The 19,277-nt window shown below is 73.5% G+C and carries 18 protein-coding genes and 1 tRNA gene; 6 read left to right on the top strand and 13 right to left on the bottom strand.

The window, feature by feature from the left end:
• Window positions 1–777 carry a glucose 1-dehydrogenase gene (locus NWP09_RS01450; protein WP_258273764.1) on the bottom strand — a complete coding sequence of 259 codons (777 nt, stop codon included), beginning with the start codon at window positions 775–777 and terminating at the stop codon, window positions 1–3.
• Window positions 777–1,832: a D-2-hydroxyacid dehydrogenase gene (locus NWP09_RS01445; RefSeq protein ID WP_258273763.1), complete on the bottom strand. Its 1,056-nt coding sequence runs from the start codon at window positions 1,830–1,832 to the stop codon at window positions 777–779. The genes NWP09_RS01450 and NWP09_RS01445 overlap by 1 nt, the downstream gene beginning before the upstream one ends.
• Before the next feature lie 184 nt (window positions 1,833–2,016).
• Between NWP09_RS01445 and gndA the strand changes: the two genes are divergently transcribed.
• From gndA to NWP09_RS01430, 3 genes are all read left to right on the top strand, one after another.
• Window positions 2,017–3,459, top strand: a complete 1,443-nt coding sequence (gene gndA / locus NWP09_RS01440) for an NADP-dependent phosphogluconate dehydrogenase (protein WP_258273762.1) — start codon at window positions 2,017–2,019, stop codon at window positions 3,457–3,459.
• Window positions 3,460–3,588: 129 nt separating this feature from the next.
• Window positions 3,589–4,089, top strand: coding sequence for a phosphoribosyltransferase (locus NWP09_RS01435; protein ID WP_258273761.1), 501 nt, complete (start codon window positions 3,589–3,591; stop codon window positions 4,087–4,089).
• Between the two features lie 295 nt (window positions 4,090–4,384).
• A complete protein-coding gene (locus NWP09_RS01430; protein ID WP_258273760.1) occupies window positions 4,385–5,230 on the top strand; it encodes a hypothetical protein in 846 nt (281 codons plus the stop codon).
• A gap of 292 nt (window positions 5,231–5,522) precedes the next feature.
• Here NWP09_RS01430 and NWP09_RS01425 read toward each other — a convergent pair whose 3' ends face one another.
• The 5 genes from NWP09_RS01425 to glmU form a co-directional block, all read right to left on the bottom strand.
• Entirely contained in the window at window positions 5,523–6,812 is a 1,290-nt protein-coding gene (locus tag NWP09_RS01425) for an APC family permease (protein ID WP_258273759.1), read from the bottom strand.
• A gap of 172 nt (window positions 6,813–6,984) precedes the next feature.
• Window positions 6,985–8,118 carry a methyltransferase domain-containing protein gene (locus tag NWP09_RS01420; RefSeq protein WP_258273758.1) on the bottom strand — a complete coding sequence of 378 codons (1,134 nt, stop codon included), beginning with the start codon at window positions 8,116–8,118 and terminating at the stop codon, window positions 6,985–6,987.
• Window positions 8,105–8,602: a hypothetical protein gene (locus NWP09_RS01415; RefSeq protein ID WP_258273757.1), complete on the bottom strand. Its 498-nt coding sequence runs from the start codon at window positions 8,600–8,602 to the stop codon at window positions 8,105–8,107. Before NWP09_RS01415 ends, NWP09_RS01420 begins: the two co-directional genes overlap by 14 nt.
• Window positions 8,603–8,640: 38 nt before the next feature.
• On the bottom strand, window positions 8,641–9,618 hold the full coding sequence (locus tag NWP09_RS01410) for a ribose-phosphate diphosphokinase (RefSeq protein WP_258273756.1): 978 nt from the start codon (window positions 9,616–9,618) through the stop codon (window positions 8,641–8,643).
• Between the two features lie 11 nt (window positions 9,619–9,629).
• Window positions 9,630–11,072, bottom strand: coding sequence for a bifunctional UDP-N-acetylglucosamine diphosphorylase/glucosamine-1-phosphate N-acetyltransferase GlmU (gene glmU, locus NWP09_RS01405; protein WP_258273755.1), 1,443 nt, complete (start codon window positions 11,070–11,072; stop codon window positions 9,630–9,632).
• Between the two features lie 57 nt (window positions 11,073–11,129).
• Here glmU and NWP09_RS01400 point away from each other — a divergent pair.
• Both NWP09_RS01400 and NWP09_RS01395 read left to right on the top strand, forming a co-directional pair.
• Window positions 11,130–11,200, top strand: a tRNA-Gln gene (locus tag NWP09_RS01400).
• A gap of 146 nt (window positions 11,201–11,346) precedes the next feature.
• Window positions 11,347–11,841 (top strand): MarR family winged helix-turn-helix transcriptional regulator, encoded by a 495-nt coding sequence (locus NWP09_RS01395; RefSeq protein WP_258273754.1) that lies wholly within the window; start codon window positions 11,347–11,349, stop codon window positions 11,839–11,841.
• Window positions 11,842–11,930: 89 nt separating this feature from the next.
• Here the strand turns inward: NWP09_RS01395 and ahcY are convergent, their stop codons facing one another.
• Genes ahcY through NWP09_RS01370 form a run of 5 tightly spaced genes read right to left on the bottom strand, consistent with a single transcriptional unit; the run spans window position 11,931 to window position 17,493 of the window.
• Window positions 11,931–13,370, bottom strand: coding sequence for an adenosylhomocysteinase (gene ahcY / locus NWP09_RS01390; protein WP_258273753.1), 1,440 nt, complete (start codon window positions 13,368–13,370; stop codon window positions 11,931–11,933).
• 21 nt (window positions 13,371–13,391) lie between these two features.
• On the bottom strand, window positions 13,392–14,816 hold the full coding sequence (locus NWP09_RS01385; RefSeq protein ID WP_258273752.1) for a bifunctional dTDP-4-dehydrorhamnose 3,5-epimerase family protein/NAD(P)-dependent oxidoreductase: 1,425 nt from the start codon (window positions 14,814–14,816) through the stop codon (window positions 13,392–13,394).
• A 2-nt stretch (window positions 14,817–14,818) separates the two neighbouring features.
• The gene (gene rfbB, locus NWP09_RS01380) at window positions 14,819–15,817 is read right to left on the bottom strand and encodes a dTDP-glucose 4,6-dehydratase (RefSeq protein WP_258273751.1); all 999 of its coding nucleotides are present in this window, start codon (window positions 15,815–15,817) and stop codon (window positions 14,819–14,821) included.
• A gap of 45 nt (window positions 15,818–15,862) precedes the next feature.
• Complete coding sequence (locus NWP09_RS01375; protein ID WP_258273750.1) at window positions 15,863–17,251, bottom strand: phosphomannomutase/phosphoglucomutase; 1,389 nt, start codon at window positions 17,249–17,251, stop codon at window positions 15,863–15,865.
• Between the two features lie 29 nt (window positions 17,252–17,280).
• Complete coding sequence (locus tag NWP09_RS01370) at window positions 17,281–17,493, bottom strand: DUF3499 domain-containing protein (RefSeq protein ID WP_258273782.1); 213 nt, start codon at window positions 17,491–17,493, stop codon at window positions 17,281–17,283.
• A 66-nt stretch (window positions 17,494–17,559) separates the two neighbouring features.
• Here NWP09_RS01370 and NWP09_RS01365 point away from each other — a divergent pair, with 66 nt between their 5' ends.
• Complete coding sequence (locus tag NWP09_RS01365; RefSeq protein WP_258273749.1) at window positions 17,560–17,982, top strand: hypothetical protein; 423 nt, start codon at window positions 17,560–17,562, stop codon at window positions 17,980–17,982.
• 27 nt (window positions 17,983–18,009) lie between these two features.
• Here the strand turns inward: NWP09_RS01365 and NWP09_RS01360 are convergent.
• Window positions 18,010–19,277, bottom strand: a 1,268-nt coding sequence (locus tag NWP09_RS01360) for a DUF5719 family protein (RefSeq protein WP_258273748.1), incomplete at its 5' end; no start/stop codon positions are given.

The raw sequence follows: 19,277 nt of genomic DNA, 5'->3' as shown, positions 1-19,277 counted from the left end.
TCACACCACTGCGGTCATGCCGCCGTCGACGAAGATCGTCTGGCCGTTCACGAACGCGCTCGCGTCGCTCGAGAGGAAGACGAGGGTGCCCACGAGATCCTCGACCCGGCCCCATCGGCCCGCCGGCGTGCGCTGCGCGACCCAGGCGGAGAACTCGGGGTCGTCGACGAGCGGCTGCGTCAGCTCGGTCGCGAAGTAGCCGGGCGCGAGCGCGTTCACGCTGATGCCGTGCGGCGCGAGGTCGGCGCACAGGCCCTTCGTGAGCATGACGATCGCGCCCTTCGTCGCGCTGTACGGCGCGATCGAGGGGCGGGCGAGCTGCGACTGCACGCTGCCGATCGAGACGATGCGGCCCGAGCCGCGCGCGATCATGCCCTTCGCGACCCGGCGCGAGAGCAGGAAGGCGCTCGTGAGGTTCGTCGCGACGAGGTCGTGCCAGTCGTCGTCGGTGAACTCGGCGATCGGGCTGCGCCGCTGGATGCCGGCGTTGTTGACGAGGATGTCGGGCGTGCCGAGCCGCGCCTCGACGTCGGCGATCCCGCGGTCGACGGCCGACGCATCCGTCACGTCGAAGAGGGCGACGTGCGCCTCGCGCCCGGTCGCGTCGGCGATCTCGGCGGCGGCGCGCTCGGCCTTCGCCGCATCGCGGCCGTGCACGACGACAGTCGCGCCGGCCTCGGCGAGGCCCTGCGCGAGCGCGCGTCCGATCCCCTGGCTCGAGCCGGTGACGAGGGCGGTGCGCCCCGTGAGGTCGAACAGCGCGGTGCCGGTGGCCATCAGTAGAACTCCTTCGTGCTCATGCGGTTCTGGAGCGGCTCGCCGTCGAGCAGGCGGGTCGCGTTCGCGGCGAACAGCTCGGCGATGCGCCGCGGCTCCTGGCGCGACAGCGCCGCGGTGTGGGGGCTGATGAGGACCCCGGGATGCGCCCACAGCGGGCTGCCGGCGGGCAGCGGCTCGGTCGCGGTGACGTCGAGGGCGGCGAAGCCGATGCGCCCGGCGTCGAGGGCGTCGAGCAGCGCCGCCTCGTCGACCACGGTGCCGCGGCCCACGTTCACGAGGATGGTGCCGGGGCGCACCGCGCCGAGCACGCGCTCGCCGATGAGCCCCGCGGTCAGCTCGGTGCCGGGCAGCGTGTTGACGATCGCGTCGGCGTGGGCGGCGGCCTCGACGAGCCGCCCGATCGGCACGAGGCGGTCGACGTGCGCGACCGGCTCGTCGCGGCGGGTCGTGCCCCACACGGTCGCGCCGAGCGCCGAGAACCGCTCGGCGCAGAGCTTGCCGATGCCGCCCGTGCCGACGATGAGCACGGTCATCTCGCTCACGTGGCGCATCATGCGACGGCCGTCCGACCAGTGGCGCTCGGCCTGGTCGCGCTCGAGCCGGCGGAGGTCCTTGGCGCCGGCCAGCACGCCGAACAGCGCCCACTCTGCGAGCGTCGACGCGTGCACGCCCGCGCTCGTCGTGACGGCCACGCGCTCGAGCTCCTCCTCGGTGAGCTGTGCGGCGCGCACGAGCGCGCCGCCGCCGGCGGACGTCGTGTGCACCCAGCGCAGGCGAGGGTTCGCGCGCACGGCGCGCGCGAGCACCGCGGGCTCGACGTCGGGGATGCCGAACAGGGCGTCGGCCTCTGCGAGCATGCCGTCGTACGCCGCCTGCTGCGCGGGCGTGCGCTGCCAGTCCGGGTCGCCCTCCCAGTCGCCGTGCCAGCGCCACGGGCGCGTGAGCCCGCTGTCGCGGAGCAGCTCGATCCTCGGCTCGAGGGTGCGGATGCGATCGGCCGACTCGTCGTCGAGGGTCACCGCGACGGCGACCTTCACTGTCTGCTCTGGCATGGGGCGCTCCTTCGATATCAGACTACTTGCGTCCGAAGGCCGGTCAGCCCGCTCGCCCGCACCGACGGTAGATCCGCGCGCCGCTCGGGACAACCCCGGATCGCTCCCCGCCGCTCCGACGCACGTGCCGCATCCGCCCCTCGGTAGCCTTGCGGCAGACCCCCATCGACCAGGAGGACCCGCCATGGCCACCGCCAACATCGCCGTCGTCGGACTCGCCGTGATGGGGAGCAACCTCGCGCGCAACCTCGCGAGCCGCGAGGGCAACACGGTCGCGGTCTACAACCGCACGACGTCGAAGACGGACGACCTCATCGCCGCGCATCCCGAGGCGGGCTTCGTGAAGGCGGCGACGATGCAGGAGCTCGCGGACTCGCTGCAGCGCCCCCGCACCGCGATCGTCATGGTCAAGGCCGGCCGCCCCACGGACGCCGTCATCGACGAGCTCGTCGAGGTCTTCGAGCCGGGCGACATCATCGTCGACGGCGGCAACGCGCTCTTCACCGACACGATCCGCCGCGAGGCCGCGGTGCGCGAGACGGGCATCCACTTCGTCGGCTGCGGCATCTCGGGCGGCGAGGAGGGCGCGCTCAACGGGCCCTCGCTCATGCCGGGCGGCACGGCCGAGTCGTACGAGACGCTCGGGCCGATCCTGCGCTCGATCGCCGCGGTCGCCGACGGCGAGCCGTGCGTGACGCACATCGGCACCGACGGCGCCGGCCACTTCGTGAAGATGGTGCACAACGGCATCGAGTACGCCGACATGCAGCTCATCGCCGAGGCCTACGACCTCATCCGCCGCGGCACGGGCAAGAGCCCCGCCGAGATCGCCGACGTGTTCGACGAGTGGAACCGGGGCGAGCTCGAGTCGTACCTCATCGAGATCACCGCCGAGGTGCTGCGGCAGGTCGACGCCGCGACGGGCCAGCCGCTCGTCGACGTGATCCTCGACGCGGCGGGCGCCAAGGGCACCGGCGCCTGGACAGTGCAGACGGCGCTCGACCTCGGGGTGCCCGTCTCCGGCATCGCCGAGGCCGTCTTCGCCCGCTCGCTCTCGTCGCGGCTCGCGCAGCGCGCCGCCGCGACCGACCTGCCGGGGCCGTCGGCCGAGTGGCGGGTCGACGACGCGGATGCGTTCATCGAGGACGTGCGGCAGGCCCTGTTCGCGTCGAAGATCATCGCCTACTCGCAGGGCTTCGACGAGATCGTCGCGGCCGCCGAGGAGCACGGCTGGGACATCCGGAAGGGCGAGGTCGCGCGCATCTGGCGCGCGGGCTGCATCATCCGCGCCCGGTTCCTGAACGACATCACCGACGCCTACGCCGCCGACCCCGACCTGCCGGCGCTCGTCCTCGCGCCGTACTTCCGCGAGGCGATGGCCGGCGCGCAGGAGGCGTGGCGCCGCGTGGTCGTCGCGGCCGCGCAGGCCGGCATCCCGTCGCCCGCGTTCTCGTCGAGCCTCGCGTACTACGACGGCCTGCGCGCGGAGCGGCTGCCCGCCGCGCTCGTGCAGGGCCAGCGCGACTTCTTCGGCGCCCACACCTACCGCCGGATCGACCGCGAGGGCACGTTCCACACGCAGTGGTCGGGCGACCGCACCGAGGTCGAGGCGACCGACACGCACTGACACGCGGCCGCGCATCCGTCACCCGTCGCGTCGATGACGCCGACGACGGAGCGGCCCGTTGCGCCGGGGACGACCGCCTGGTCGGAGCTCGCGAGGGCGATCCGCGCCCGCGCCGAGTAGCGTCGTCGCATGACCGCCTTCCACGCAGACGCCTCCGACCTCGCCGAGCGGGAGGTGCTGACGTGGGAGGCGTTCGGCGACGCCGGGCGGGAGCTCGCTCAGCGGATCGCCGACAGCGGCTACGAGCCCGAGATCGTCATCGCTGTCGCGCGCGGCGGGCTGCTGCCGGCCGGGCACCTCGCGTACGCGCTCGGGCTCAAGCTCGCCGACGCGATCAACGTGGAGTTCTACACCGACGTGCACCAGACGCTGCCCGACCCGGTGCTGCTCGCGCCGATGCTCGACGGGGAGTCGGTGCGCGGCAAGCGGCTGCTCGTGGTCGACGACGTCGCCGACTCGGGCCGCACCCTCGCGCTCGTGCTCGAGCTGCTGCGCGGCATGGGCGCCGAGGCGCGCTCCGCGGTGCTCTACGCGAAGTCGGCGTCGATCGTCTCGCCGGACTTCGTCTGGAAGCGCACCGACGAGTGGATCGTCTTCCCGTGGTCGGCCCAGCCGCCCGTGACCGCCTGAGCTGCACCGACTCGCATCCGCCGTGCCCCGCCCCCGCCCCGCGCGGGAGTGTCGCCTCGATGCAGCGTGAACGCCACGTCAGTGCAACGAAGCGACACTCCTGACCGTCCCGGTGCGCACGACGGCGTGGGTGGATGCGCGGGCGGCGGCGGGCGCGGGCAGGGGCTGTGGAGAGCGCGTCGGTCGCAGGGGCGGCGCGTGGCAGGGTGCGCGGGTGGACGCAGGGGTGCCGCCGGGGCTGGCGGGTCGGGGATTCCTGGTCAGCGCCGCGCTCGCGGCGGGGGCGACGCGAGGCGTGCTCCGAGGGCCCTCGTACGCGAAGCCGTTCGTCGGCGTCCGCTCCGTGGCCCAGCCCGAGACGCGCCTCGAGCGCGCCGCCGCCTTCGCGCCGCTGCTGCGCCCATGGCAGTGCTTCGGCGGAGCCACGGCGCTCGCGATCCTGGGGCTGCCCGTGCCGTGGCGGCTCGACGGGCACGGCGATCTGGAGGTCCTCGCGCCGAAGGGCCGCAGCAAGCCCGAGCGCCCTGGCGTGCGCGTGCGGCGCCTCGCGGAGCCGCACCTCGACATGTGGGAGGTCGAGGGCATGCGGGTGGCGTCCGCTCCGCTCGCATGGGCGCTCATGGGAGCGCGCTGCACGCCGCACGAGCTCGTGGTGCTCGGCGACGCCGTGGTGAGCGGCGCCGAGAACTATCCCGATCGGCGGCTGCCCGGGCCGCTGGCCTCGATCGCCGAGCTGCACGAGGTCGTCGCGCGCTGGGGCCGCAGGGCCGGCGCCGAAGCGCTGCGGCAGGCGCTGCCCAGGATCCGGCGCCGCGTGGAGTCACCGCGGGAGACCGACATGCGATTGCTCATCGTGGACGCCGGCATGCCCGAGCCCGAGGTGCAGGCGAAGGTCTACGACCCCACCACGGGGCGGCTCCTGGGCAGGGCGGACCTGATGCACCGCCACGCGGGCGTCGTCGAGGAGTACGAGGGCAAGGGGCACCGCGACGAGGGGCAGTGGGATCGCGACATCCAGAAGTACCGCGACTTCGAGCGCATCGGCCTGCACGTCGTGCGCGCGACCAACCGCGACTTCGTGCCGACGCCCGATCGCTGGCTCGCCGAGCTCGCGGCCGTCCTGCGGCGCCGGACCCCGTGACGCGCGGGCTTGCGTGAGGCGCGGGACCGCGTGAGGCGCGGGATCCCGTGAGGGGCCGGACCGCGTGCCGCGCGGGACGGCGTGAGGCGCCGGGCGCGGCCGTCGCCGGTGCCCGACGCGCTCCCGCGAGGGCTGCGGCCGCCGCTGCGAGACGTGCCCGTGCCGCTGCCGAGACCTGTCCCGTGCGGTCACCCATTCCCACGTTGCCCCGGCGAGGAGTGTCGGCTCATTGTCGCCGCCGCGCGACTGGCGCACATCGAGCCGACACACTTCGCGCGGGGCGGGCTGGGCGTCAGCGGCGGCGCAGCAGCCCGCGGGACGCGAGGCCGAGCGCGAGCCACACGGCCGCCGCGACGACGCCGATCCAGGGCAGCGTCACCACGAGCAGCGCGCAGAGCGCGAGCCCGGCGAACGGCACCCAGCGCGGCAGCCACCAGCGCACGGGCCGCGCGTCGGGGTCGGCGGAAGCCTCGGCCGGGCGCCCAGCGCCGCGGATCGCGCTGAGGTGCGCGACCGCGTAGTAGGTGAGCACGCACGTCGACGAGAACGCGACCAGCTGGCCGACCGGCAGCAGCAGCACCCCGGCGATCGCGGCCGCCGCCGTCGCGGCCTCGGCGACGACCGGCGCCTTCGTGCGCGGCCACACGTACGCGAGCGGCCCGGGCAGGTCGTTGCCGCGCGCCATCGCGAGCCCCGTGCGCGAGAGCCCCGCGAGGATGCCCGTGAGGCTCCCGACGCTCGCGAGCGCCGCCGCGCCGAGGAGCGCGACGTGCAGCCACCGCTCCCCCACGAGGTCGGCGACCGGCGCGGCCGAGCCGGCGAGCGCGTCCCCGAGCCGGCCCGTCGTCGCCCACGCGACGAGCCCGTAGAGCACGAGCACGATCGCGAGCCCGGCGGCGATCGCCCGCGGCAGCGTGCGCACGGGGTCGCGCACCTCGTCGCCGAGCGTCGCCATGCGCGCATAGCCGGCGAACGCGAAGAACAGCATGCCGGCTGCGGTCAGCACGCCGAGCGGACCCGTGAGCGCCGCGTCGACGCGGTTCGCCTCGACCGGCGCGACCGTCTCGAGCCCGGTGGCGGATGCGGTGGGCAGCCCGAGCGCCGACCACACGAGGGCGGCCATGACGAGCACGAGCACGACCGAGACGATCGCGCTCGTGACGCGCACCGTCGAGCGGATGCCCGAGCCGTTCACGAGCGCGAGCACCGCGATGAGCGCCGCTGCGAGCCACGGCGCGCCGTCCGGCCACACGTGCCGCGCGGCGATGAGCGCGATCGCCCCCGCCGACGCCGTCTTGCCGGTGAGGAACATCCAGCCGGCCGCGAAGCCGACCGCGGGCGAGACCTCCGCGCGTCCGTACGCGTAGGCGCCGCCCGAGACCGGGTGCCGCATGGCGAGCTGCGCGGTCGACATCGCGTTGAGCGTCGCCACCGTTCCAGCGAGCAGCAGGGCGAGCCACAGCCACTCCCCCGCGAGCTGCCACGCCGGCACCCAGACGAAGAAGAGCCCGGCGCCGATCATCGAGCCGAGGCCGATCATGATCGCGCCGGGGATGCCGATGCGCCGCTCGAGGGTTGCCACGGCTTCGACCGTATGCCGCGCGGGTGAACGCGCGGTGACCTCTGCCCGCCGGCCCTGAGCGCGCACGACGCACGTCCCGCGTCGCCGGTTCGCGGCGCGCGGGCATCGACCCGCTCGCGAGCCGCGAGCAGCGGGGCTCGGGCTTGCTGTGGCGCGGCGGGCAGGCTCGGTCTCAGCGGCGCTCGAGGAGCGTGAGCACCTCGGCGTGGCCCGTGTGCGGGAACATGTCGAACAGCTTCGCGCGCACCGGGCGGAAGCCCGGCATCGCCGCGAGGTCGCGCGCGAGCGTCGCCGGGTTGCAGCTCGAGTACACGACCGTGCGCACCGCCGAGGCGTCGAGCCGGGCGGCGAGCTCGCCGATCCCGCGGCGCGGCGGGTTCACCACGACGAGCTCCGGCGCCCCGCCGCCCTCGAGGTCCACGGAGGTCGCGTCGCCCACCGCGAACGACGCATCCGCCCCGACCTCGGCCGCCGTCTCCCGCGCCGCGTCGATCGCATCGGCGGCGACCTCGACGCCCGCGACCGAGCGCCCCGGCCGAGCCGCGTGCAGCGCGAAGCCGCCGACGCCGCAGTAGAGGTCGAGCACGCTCGCGGGGTTCGCCTGGTCGATCCAGCCGGTCGCCTCGCGGTAGAGCGCCGCGGCGACCGCCGTGTTGGTCTGGAAGAAGCTGCGCGGCTTGAGCCGCAGCGGCACGCCGTTCACGCGCATGACGAGCGTGCCGCCGTGCAGCACGCGCTCCTCGTCGCCCTCGAGCACCGCCTTGTGCTCGGGCTGGAGGTTGACGGATGCGCTCACGAGCGGGAGGGCCGCGACGAGCGTCGGCAGGTGCTTCGCGATGCGGGGCAGCGACTCCGTCGAGCGCAGCACGAGCCGCAGCGCGAGCTCGCCGTCCGGCGACGCGGTCACGATGAGGTGCTTGAGCTCGCCGCGCCGCGCGGGCACGTCGTACGGGTGGAGGCGGGCGTCGCGCACGAACCGCTCGAGCACGGGCATCGCGTCGACGATCGGCTGCTCGTGCAGCGGGCAGGCCTGCAGGTCGATGCCCGAGCCGTCGGTCGCGAGGATGCCGATCGTCGGCGCGGCGAGGGTGCCGGCGACCGCCATCTTGGCCTTGTTCCGGAACGCCCCGACGGCGCTCGCGTGCGGCGCATCCCACGCCATCTCGGGCAGCGCGGCCGCGACCGTCGCCTGCTTGTCGGCGAGCTGCCGCGCGTACGGCGTCGGCAGCAGCGTGCACGAGCGGCAGCGGCCGGCGTCGAAGTAGGCGCACTCGAGCGCCCGGGAGATGCTGTCAGCGACCGGCATCGCTCGGCGACGGCCCGCCCTCGTCCTCGATGCGCTCGGCGAGGAACGCTGCGACGACCGCCGCGCGCAGCTGCTCGACCTGGGCGGCGAGCTGCTCGCGCTCGGCGCTCGATCCACCGGAGGCGATGAGCGAGTTCGCGCGGTCGAGCCGGTCGATCTTCGCCCGCCACGCCTCCGCGCGCTCACGCTCCGCGGTGTCGTCGGCGCTCTCGGCGAGGTACGCGATCTGCATGCGCATGGTCGCGATCGTCTCGCCGATGTCACCGGCGCGGCCACCGGCGACCGGCGCGGGCTCGGCTCCCGCCCCGCCTGCGTCCCCGGGCGCCTGCGACGGGCGCGGCCGAGGGCGGGGCTTGACCTGCTCGACGAGGTCGCGGACGAAGTCGGGGTGCTCGCGCGCCCACTTGATGAGCTCCGGCCCGTACTCCTGCACGAGGCCCGGCGCGAGCTTGAGCAGCTTGGCCAGCTGTGGCGGGATCGGCATGTTCTCTCCGTCCGGTGATCTCCCCGGCGCGAGTGCGCTCAGGCTGCGCCGTCGAAGAGGCTCGTGACCGAGCCGTCCTCGAAGACCTCGGTGATGGCGCGGGCGAGCAGCGGCGCGATCGAGAGCACGCGCAGCTTCTCGAACCGCTGCTCCTCGCGGAGCGGGAGGGTGTCGGTGACGACGACCTCGTCGATGAAGTCGGAGTTGAGGATCTGCGGCGCCGGGTCGGAGAAGATCGCGTGCGTCGCCGCGACGACGACGTTCGTCGCGCCGTTCTTCTTGAGCGCCTCGGCGGCGCGCACGATCGTGCGGCCGGTGTCGATCATGTCGTCGACGAGCAGGCACGTGCGGCCCGCGACGGTGCCGACGATCTCGTGCACCGACACCTGGTTCGGCACGAGCGGGTCGCGGCGCTTGTGGATGATCGCGAGCGGCGCGCCGAGCTTGTCGCTCCACACGTCGGCGACCCGCACTCGGCCCATGTCGGGCGAGACGACCGTGAGGTTGTCGGCCGCGATGGTGCGCTGGAAGTGCTCGAGCAGCACCGGCATCGCGAACAGGTGGTCGAACGGCCCGTCGAAGAACCCTTGGATCTGCGCCGCGTGGATGTCGATCGACATGATGCGGTCGGCGCCGGCCGTCTTGAACAGGTCGGCGACGAGGCGCGCGGAGATCGGCTCGCGGCCGCGCCCCTTCTTGTCCTGCCGGGAGTACGGGTAGTACGGCATGACCACCGTGATCCGCTTCGCGCTCGCGCGCTTGAGCGCATCCACCATGATGAGCTGCTCGACGAGCCACTCGTTCACCGGGCGCCCGTACGACTGCAGGATGAACGCGTCGGAGCCGCGCACGGAGCCCTCGTAGCGGGCGTAGATCTCGCCGTTCGCGAAGGTGCGGCTGTCGACGTCCATGAGGGCGGTGCCGATCTCGTCCGCCACCGCCCGCGCGAGCTCGGGGTGCGACCTGCCGGTCGCGAGCACGAGGTGCTTGCGGTTCTTGGCGACGATCGATCCCACTCGGGTGCCTCCTAGGCGTTCGGTGCTTGCGTGCCCGCCGCTGCTGCCGCGTCGGCTGCCTTGGTGCCCGGCCGGTTCGCCTCGACCCAGCCCGACATGGTGCGCTGCGGTGCGACCGAGATCGCCAGCGCGCCCGGCTCGACGTCCTTGCGGACGATCGTGCCGGCTCCAGTGTAGGCGCCGTCGCCGATCGTCACGGGGGCGACGAAGACGTTGTCGCTGCCGGTGCGCACGTGCGAGCCGACCGTCGTGCGGTGCTTCGCGACCCCGTCGTAGTTCGCGGTGATGGTGCCGGCGCCGATGTTCGAGCCCTCGCCGATCGTCGTGTCGCCGATGTACGACAGGTGCGGGATCTTGCTGCCCGCGCCGATCTGCGTGTTCTTCGTCTCGACGAACGTGCCGACCTTGCCGTCCTCCCCCACGACCGAGTTGGGGCGCAGGTACGCCCACGGGCCGACGGATGCGCGGGCCCCGATCACCGACAGGGTCGCGTCGGTGCGCTTCACGACGGCGTCCTCGCCCACCTCGGTGTCGACGAGCGTCGTGTCGGGGCCGATCGTCGCGCCGGCGGCGATCGCGGTCGCGCCGTGCAGCTGCGTGCCGGGCAGGATCGTGACGTCCTCGGCGAGGGTCACGTCGATGTCGATCCACGTCGAGGCGGGGTCGACGATCGTGACGCCGTCGCGCTGCCAGCGCCGGATGATGCGGTCGTTGAGCACGTGCGCGGCGGCCGCGAGCTGCACGCGGTCGTTGATGCCCCAGATCGCCCACTCGTCGGGCGCGGGCACCGCCTCGATGCGGCCGCCGGTCGCCTGGATGCGCACGGCCGCGTCGGTGAGGTACATCTCGCCCTGCGCGTTCGCGCGGTCGATCGTGCGCAGGGCCTGCCTGAGCGCGGATGCGTCGAAGACGTAGATGCCGCCGTTCACCTCGTCGATCGCCCGCTCGACGTCGCTCGCGTCCTTCTGCTCGACGATGCGCATGAACGAGCCGGCCTCGTCGCGGACGATGCGGCCGAGGCCGCTCGGGTCGCTCAGGTGCGCCGAGAGCAGCGTCATCTGGTTGCCCTCGCGCTCGTGCCGCTCGATGAGCGCGCCGAGGGTCTCGGCGTCGATGAGCGGCACGTCGCCCGAGAGCACGACGACGTGGCCATCGAAGTCGGCGATCGCGTCGAGCGCCTGCTCGACCGCGCGACCGGTGCCCGGGATCTCGTCCTGGTCGGCGATGAGCACGTGCGGCGCGAACTCGAGCACCGCCTCCGCCATCCGATCGCGCTCGTGCCGCACGACCGCGACGATCCGCTCGGGGTGCAGCTCGTTCGCCGTGCGCAGCACGTGCGCGATGAGCGGCTTGCCCGCGAGGGCGTGCAGCGGCTTGGGCGTGCGGCTCTTCATGCGGGTGCCGGCGCCAGCGGCGAGGACGATGACGGCGATCGAGGGCACGGACTCTCCCATCGTGGTGCGGTGGACTGCGCTCAGGCTATCGCCCGCGCCAGTAGCCTGGTCCTGCCCTCCGCCATGGTGTAACGGCAGCACAGCGGCCTTTGGAGCCGTTTGTCCAGGTTCGAATCCTGGTGGCGGAGCACACGACGACAGCCGCGAGCGCAGCGACGGCGGAGCGGATCCCCCGAGGAGTGTCGCCGGGTTGCGGTTCGGGCGCCGTGCGAGCGCGATCGGCCGACACTCCTCCGAGAGCGGCTGCGCCGCGAGCGCGTGCGAGACTGGCGCCATGGGCGAGCTCCGCGGCGACGACGTCGATCGCATCATCGAGCAGTGGATGCGCGTGCGGCCCGATGCGGACGTCACGCCCCTCGACGTGCTCAGCCGCATGACGCGCATCTCGCGCCAGCTCGGCCGCATCCGCGCCGAGGCGTTCCAGCTCGCGGGCCTCGAGCCCTGGCAGTGGGACGTGCTCGCGGCGCTCCGCCGTGCCGACGGCCCGCTGAGCCCGAAGGACCTCATCGCCCAGACGATGGTGACGAGCGGCACGATGACGAACCGCATCGACAACCTCGTCGCATCCGGCCTCGTCGAGCGCGTCGAGGGCGGCTCGAGCGACCGGCGGGTACGCCTCGTCACGCTCACCGACGAGGGCATCGACCGCGTCGACGTCGCGCTCGACGCGCTGCTCGAGGCCGAGCGGCGCCTGCTGCGCGGCATCCCCGCGGACGACCAGGCAAGGCTCGCCGAGCTGCTGCGCGTGCTCAGCGACGCGATGGTCTGAGCGGCGCCGAACCTCCCCGAGCCGCGACTTCTCGCGGGGAGGACCCGCGATCCGGGGAAGCTCTTCGAGGAGGTCGGGCGCGGACGGGCTCAGTAGCGGTAGTGCTCGGGCTTGAAGGGGCCCTCGACCGGCACGCCGATGTACTCCGCCTGCTCGGGGCGGAGCGTCGTGAGCCGCGCGCCGAGCGCGTCGAGGTGCAGGCGCGCGACCTCCTCGTCGAGCACCTTCGGCAGGCGGTGCACGCCGAGCTCGTAGTGCTTCGTCGCGAGCTCGATCTGCGCGAGCACCTGGTTCGAGAACGAGTTCGACATCACGAACGACGGATGCCCCGTGGCATTGCCGAGGTTCATGAGCCGGCCCTCGGAGAGCACGAGGATCGACCGCCCGGACGGCATGCGCCACTCGTGCACCTGCGGCTTGATCTCGATGCGCTCGGCGCCGGAGCGCTCGAGCGCCGCGATGTCGATCTCGTTGTCGAAGTGCCCGACGTTCGCGACGATCGCGAGGTGCTTCATGCCCTGCAGGTGCTCGAGCGTGATGACGTGCTCGTTGCCGGTCGTCGTCACCCAGATGTCGACCTCGTCGAGGCAGTCCTCGACGAGCGCGACGCGGAAGCCGTCCATCGCTGCCTGCAGCGCGCAGATCGGGTCGACCTCGCTCACGATCACGCGGGCGCCCTGGCCGCGGAGCGCCTCGGCGGCGCCCTTGCCGACGTCGCCGTAGCCGACGACGAAGGCGGTCTTGCCGCCGATGAGCACGTCGGTCGCGCGGTTGAGACCGTCGGGCAGCGAGTGGCGGATGCCGTAGCGGTTGTCGAACTTCGACTTCGTCACGGAGTCGTTGACGTTGATCGCGGGGAACAGGAGCCGCCCCTCGGCGAAGAGCTGCTCGAGCCGGTGCACGCCGGTCGTCGTCTCCTCGGTCACGCCGCGCAGCTGCTCAGCGGTGCGCGTCCACCGCTGCGGGTCGTCGGCGAGGGTCGTCGCGATCAGCCGGTCGAAGACGTGCAGCTCGTCGGACGCGCCCTCGGGCGTCACCGGCGCCCCGCCGGCCGCCTCCGCCGCGCGGCCGCGGTGCACGAGCATCGTCGCGTCGCCGCCGTCGTCGAGGATGAGCGTCGGCCCGTCCTCGAAGTCGAAGATGCGGTTCGTGCACGCCCAGTACTCCTCGAGCGTCTCGCCCTTCCAGGCGAACACCGGGACGCCCGCCGGCGCATCCGCCGTGCCGTGGCCCACGACGACCGCGGCCGCCGCCTCGTCCTGCGTCGAGAAGATGTTGCAGCTCGCCCACCGCACCTCGGCGCCGAGCGCGACGAGGGTCTCGATGAGCACGGCGGTCTGCACGGTCATGTGCAGGCTGCCCGCGATGCGCTGCCCCGCGAGCGGCTGCTCGTCGGCGTAGCGGCGGCGCAGCTCCATGAGGCCGGGCATCTCGTGCTCGGCGAGGCGGATCTGGTGGCGTCCGGCCTCGGCGAGGCCGAGGTCGCGCACCTGGTGCTCGAGCGTGGTGCGGGAGGCGGTGTCGGTCATGGCCACCATCCTCCCACCGCTTCAGTCCGCGAGCGTCCGGACGAACTCGTCGAGCTGCTCGAACTGGTCCCGCGGCGCGAAGCCGGTGGACTCGAGCTTCCCGAGGTCGAGCGCCGACTGCAGGGGCCTCGGCGCGATGCCCTCCTTGTCGGCGTAGTACTCCGCGGTCGTGACCGGGGTGACCCGGGATGCGTCGTGGCCGGTGCGCTCGAACACGCGCGCGGCGATGTCTGCCCACGAGGCGGGCTCGCCGCCGTTCGACACGTTGTAGGTGCCGTAGGGCGCGCGGGACGCGAGCAGGTGGTCGATCGCGCGCGCGAGCTCCGCCGCGAAGGTCAGCCGGCCGACCTGGTCCCCCACGACCGACGGGTCCACGCCGCGCTCCGCGAGCGAGGCCATCGTGGCGATGAAGTTCTTGCCCTCCCCCACGACCCACGAGGTGCGGAGCACGTAGTGCTTGGGGGCGACGGCGACCGCGAGGTCGCCGGCCGCCTTCGACTGGCCGTAGACGCCGAGCGGCGCGAGCGGCTCGTCCTCCCCGTGGAGGGGCTGCGCGCCGTCGAAGACGTAGTCGCTCGAGACGTGCACGAGGGTGAGGCGGTGCTGGGCCGCGATCGCGGCGAGCCGGGCCGGCCCGCTCGCGTTGACGGCCCACGCGTCGCGACGGCCCTCGTCGGTCTCGGCACCGTCGACCGCAGTGTGCGCCGCGGCGTTCACGATCGTGCCGTACTGCGACCAGCGGATGCCGTCGAGCGTCTCGGGCCGCGCGAGGTCGATGGCGTCGCGGCCGGCGAACTCGACGTCGGTGCGCTCGGCCCACTGCCGCCGCAGCGCGCGTCCGAGCTGCCCGTTCGCGCCGAGCACGAGCGTCTTCCGCGGCGGCATGGGGGCGACGTCGGCGAGCATCGGGTGCGCGCGGTCCTTGTCGCTGAGCTCGGCCTGCTCGAGCGGGATCGGCCACTCGATCGCCGCCGTCGGGTCGGCGAGGTTGAGGAAGGTGTACTCGCCCTGCGCCTCGGCCGACCAGTGCTCGTTCACGAGGTAGCTGTAGGCCGTGTCCTCCTCGAGCGCCTGGAAGGAGTTGCCGACGCCGCGCGGCACGAACACCGCGATCGACGGGTCGATCTCGACCGTGAACGTCGCGCCGAACGACGGGCCCTCGCGCAGGTCGACCCACGCGCCGAAGACGCGACCGGATGCGACGGAGATGTACTTGTCCCACGGCTCGGCGTGGATGCCGCGCGTGACGCCGGCGGATGCGTTGAACGAGATGTTGTTCTGCACGGGACCGAAGTCGGGCAGGCCGAGCGCGAGCATCTTCTCGCGCTGCCAGTTCTCCTTGAACCAGCCGCGGTTGTCGCCGTGCACGGGCAGGTCGAGCACGAGGAAGCCGGGGATCGGCGTCTCGCGCACCTGCAGCTGCTTGCCGGTGGTCAGCTCCGCCATGCTCAGTGGCCCGCCGCCGCGTACTTGGCCTCGGCGGCGGCCTTCTGCGGCCGCCACCACGCCTCGTTGGCGCGGTACCAGTCGATGGTCGCCGCGAGGCCGGCCTCGAAGTCGGTGTAGGCGGGCTCCCAGCCGAGCTCCTCGCGCAGCTTGGTCGCGTCGATCGCGTACCGGAGGTCGTGGCCCGCCCGGTCCTTGACGTGGTCGAACGCATCCGCCTCGTGCCCCATGAGCCGCAGGATCGCCTGCACGACCTCGAGGTTGCTCTTCTCGCCGTCGGCGCCGATGAGGTAGGTCTCGCCCGTGCGGCCCGCCTCGAGGATGCGGAGGACCGCGCTCGAGTGGTCGTCGGCGTGGATCCAGTCGCGCACGTTCTCGCCGGCGCCGTAGAGGCGCGGCCGCACGCCGTCGATCACGTTCGTGATCTGGCGCGGGATGAACTTCTCGACGTGCTGGCGGGGGCCGTAGTTGTTCGAGCAGTTCGAGATCGTCGCCTCGAGGCCGAAGGAGCGCACCCACGCGCGCACGAGCAGGTCGGAGCCGGCCTTCGTCGACGAGTAGGGGCTCGAGGGGTTGTAGGGCGTCTCGGGCGTGAACTTCGCGGGGTCGTCGAGCTCGAGGTCGCCGTACACCTCGTCGGTCGAGATGTGGTGGAAGCGCGTGCGGTGCCGGCGCGCGGCCTCGAGCAGCGTGAACGTGCCGATGAGGTTCGTGTGCACGAACGGCGACGGGTCGGACAGCGAGTTGTCGTTGTGCGACTCGGCCGCGTAGTGGACGACGGCGTCGGCGTCGGCGACGAGCGGGTCGACGACCTCGGCGTCGGCGATGTCGCCGACCACGAGCTGGACTCGGGCGGCGGGGAGGCCCTCGAGCGAGGCGCGGTCGCCGGCGTACGTGAGCTTGTCGAGCACGACCACGTCGTGGTCGGTGTTGGCGACGACGTAGTGGACGAAGTTCGAGCCGATGAAGCCGGCGCCGCCGGTGACCAGGAGCTTGCTCATGGGTTCCAGCGTACTGACCGCGCGGCGGGAGCAGGCCGCGCCGGGTCAGGCCCGGATGAGGGCGAGCACCTCGTCCCGGATGGCGGCCATGGTCGCCTCGGTCTCGGCCTCCGCGTTGAGCCGCAGGAGCGGCTCGGTGTTCGAGGGCCGCACCGAGAACCACCAGGCGCCGTCGGGCGACGTCACGGTGAGGCCGTCGAGCTCGTCGAACTCGCCGCGGTGCGCGAACGCGTCGACGATGCGCGTGTAGGCGGCGGGCACGTCGTCGACGGTCGAGTTGATCTCGCCGGAGGCGAAGTACGGCGTGTAGCGGGCGGCGAGCTGCGACATCGGCTCGTCGTGCGCGCCGAGCGTCGCGAGGACGTGCATCGCGGCGAGCATGCCGTTGTCGGCGCCCCAGAAGTCGCGGAAGTAGTAGTGGGCCGAGTGCTCGCCTCCGAAGACGGCGCCCGTCTCGGCCATGCGGTCCTTGATGAGCGAGTGGCCCACGCGCGTGCGCACGGGCGTCGCGCCCGCGGCCCGGATCGCCTCGGGCACGGCGCGGCTCGTGATCAGGTTGTGGATGACCACGATGTCCCGCTCTCCCGCCGCCTGCGCCCGGCGGATCTCCCGCTCTGCGACGATCGCCGCGACCGCCGAGGGAGAGACGGCTCCGCCCCGCTCGTCGATGACGAAGCAGCGGTCCGCGTCGCCGTCGAACGCGAGGCCGAGGTCGGCACCGTGCTCGACGACCGCGGCCTGCAGGTCGACGAGGTTCCTCGGGTCGAGCGGGTTCGCCTCGTGGTTCGGGAACGTGCCGTCGAGCTCGAAGTAGAGCGGCACGATCTCGAGCGGCAGCTCCGGCAGCCCCGCCGCCTCGCCGAGCACGGCGGGCACCGTCATCCCGCCCATGCCGTTCGCCGCATCCACCACGACCTTCAGCGGACGGATGCCCGACAGGTCGACGAGCGAGCGCAGGTGCGCCGCGTAGTCGCCGAGCACGTCGCGCTCCGCGCGCTCGCCGCGCCGGGCGGCGGCCGGGATGCCGTGGTCGAGGTAGTGCTGGGCGGTGTCGCGGATGGCGGCGAGCCCCGTGTCGAGGCTGACCCCGCGCGCGCCCGCGCGGGAGAACTTGATGCCGTTGTACTCGGCCGGGTTGTGGGATGCGGTGAACATCATCGCGGGCGCGTCGAGGCTGCCGGAGGCGAAGTAGGTGCCGTCGGTCGAGCACAGCCCGATCAGCAGCACGTCGGCGCCGCGAGCCTGCGCGCCGTCAGCGGCGGCGGCGGCGAGCATCGGCGAGGAGGGACGCATGTCGTGACCGATGACGATCGGCGCCCCGGTGCCCACCTCGTCGGCGAACGCGGCCCCGAGCGCGCGCACGACCTCCTCGGTCAGCTGCCCCTCGACGAGCCCGCGCACGTCGTAGGCCTTCACGATGTCGCTCAGCGCCATGGTCTCTCCTGGTCGGTCGGTCGGATCTGCTACCAGCTCGCGCGGCCGGGCTCGTGGCGCGCGACCTGCCAGCCGGCCGGCCCGCTCGCCCGCTCGGCGTGCTGCTCGCAGAGGTCGTAGCTGCCCTCGATCGCCCCGCGCCGGCTCGCCGGCTGGAGGGGCCCGACGACCAGCAGCTGCGCCGCGTAGTCGACGGTCACGGTGCGATCGGCGTACCGGCGGCAACCGGGTCGCGAGCACATCCGTTCGTCCACCCGGCCCAGCGTAGTGCCGCGGGGCGCGCCGCCCTCCCGGCATAGGATGACGGCATGCCCGCGCGCCAGCACTCCAGGGGTTCGCGGCACGGCCGCGAGGTGCGATCGTCGCTCGCCGGCCCCGTGCTGCCGTTCCTGTCGTCGCGCGAGACGCGCTTCGAGGACATCGCGGCCGACGCGGCCGACTACGTGCAGGCGCTCTGGCCGGCCGAGCTCGGCGACGTGCACTTCCAGTGGGCGGACATGCCGCCCCGGGCGCTCGCCGGGCGCATCGACGAGGTGCCGGAGTGGGCGGTCGACGCGCAGCGGCGCACCATCACGATCTTCCGCCTGCCGCTCCAGCGGCTCCCCCGCGTGCACATCGACGACGCGTGGCATCGGCAGATCGCGATCGAGGGCGCGGTGTTCCGAGCCGCGGCCGAGCTCATCGGCCGCGACCCGTGGGAGGTCGCGCCGGATCGCTGGCGCCACCACTGAGCTCGAGGGCCCGAGAGGCTGGCCCGTTCAGTGCACGACGGTCACGCCCTGCGCGGCCGGTCCCTGCGGGCTCGCGGTGAACCCCGCGACCCGGGCACCGTCCCGGTAGCTCACGGCCACGACGATCCCTTCGCCCTCGAGCTCGACCGAGCCGGGCGCGACCGGCTGCTGATGCACACCGTCGGCGGCGAGCTGCACGGGCTGCCCGGCGATCCGGATCTCCTGGGCCTCGTCCACGGTGCTCACGACGTGGAGCGTCGGCGTCGGCCCCTCCGGCACGGCGACGGTCGAGGCTCCCGAGCGGGCCTGGCCGCCGGCGACCCAGTCGAAGTCGTTCCCGGCCGCCGCGATCGCTACCTGGCGCGCACCGGCGACGATCGGGGTGTCGGCCGCGACGCGGATGGCCACCACGCCGACGGGGATCTCGTCGAGCGGGAAGTCGGTGACGCGGCCGGGCTCGAGCTGCCCCTCCGACTCGAGCAGCGAGCCGTCTGCCGACTGGAACGCGATGCGCACCGCGCCGCCGCCGAGCGAGAGCACGCGCAGCGTGGGAGCGGCGTCGTCGTAGCCGGGCTGCGTCTCGACGCCGGTGGGCGCGGTGATCTCGACACCGGGCAGCACCGCGGTCGTGAGCGCGGAGACCGGGTCGACGACATCGATGCCGCCCGTCTCGAGCCCGCGGGTCGTGGTCTGCTGGAGGTACGCGGAGACCGGCGCGCCCGTCGACTGCACGCGGACGACGACGTCGGCGACGCCCGGTGCGACCGCGGCGAGGTCGAGGATCGACTCGGTGCCGGGCTGCACGGTGATGCCGCTCGAGCCGACCGTCTCGACGCGGCCCTCGGGTCCGTAGACCGTGACGTCGACGCTCGCGGTCACCTGCGCGGCGTTGCCGACGACGAGCGTGGACTGCCGGCCCGTGCGCGTCGAGCCGCCGACGAGCCACTGGTCGAGCCGCGTCTCGCTGCACTCGCTCACGGCCAGGCCCCTCGCACCGTCGACGCCCACGTCGACGGCCTGCGCGGCGGAGAGCGTCGTCGACTCGCCGCGCTGCGTGATCGCGGTGCCGCCGGGGACGCCCTCCTGGTCCGGCACCGCGAGCGCGGTGCGCTCGAGCTCGCCGCCGAGGCTGCCGACCTCGATGGTCGGCTCGGCGACGGCCGAGACCGCGAGGGCGTCGACGCCGTCGTCGGTGCCGGCGCGCAGCGCCGGCCCCGCGCACACCCGCGACTGCAGCGGGGCCGATGGCTGCACGTGCGTCGTCGGGGGCGTGATCGACGCGAGCGGCTCGGCGG

Source organism: Agrococcus sp. HG114 (assembly GCF_024723325.1).
In the GTDB taxonomy this organism is placed as follows: domain Bacteria; phylum Actinomycetota; class Actinomycetes; order Actinomycetales; family Microbacteriaceae; genus Agrococcus.
This window is presented reverse-complemented; position numbering and strand designations above follow the sequence as displayed.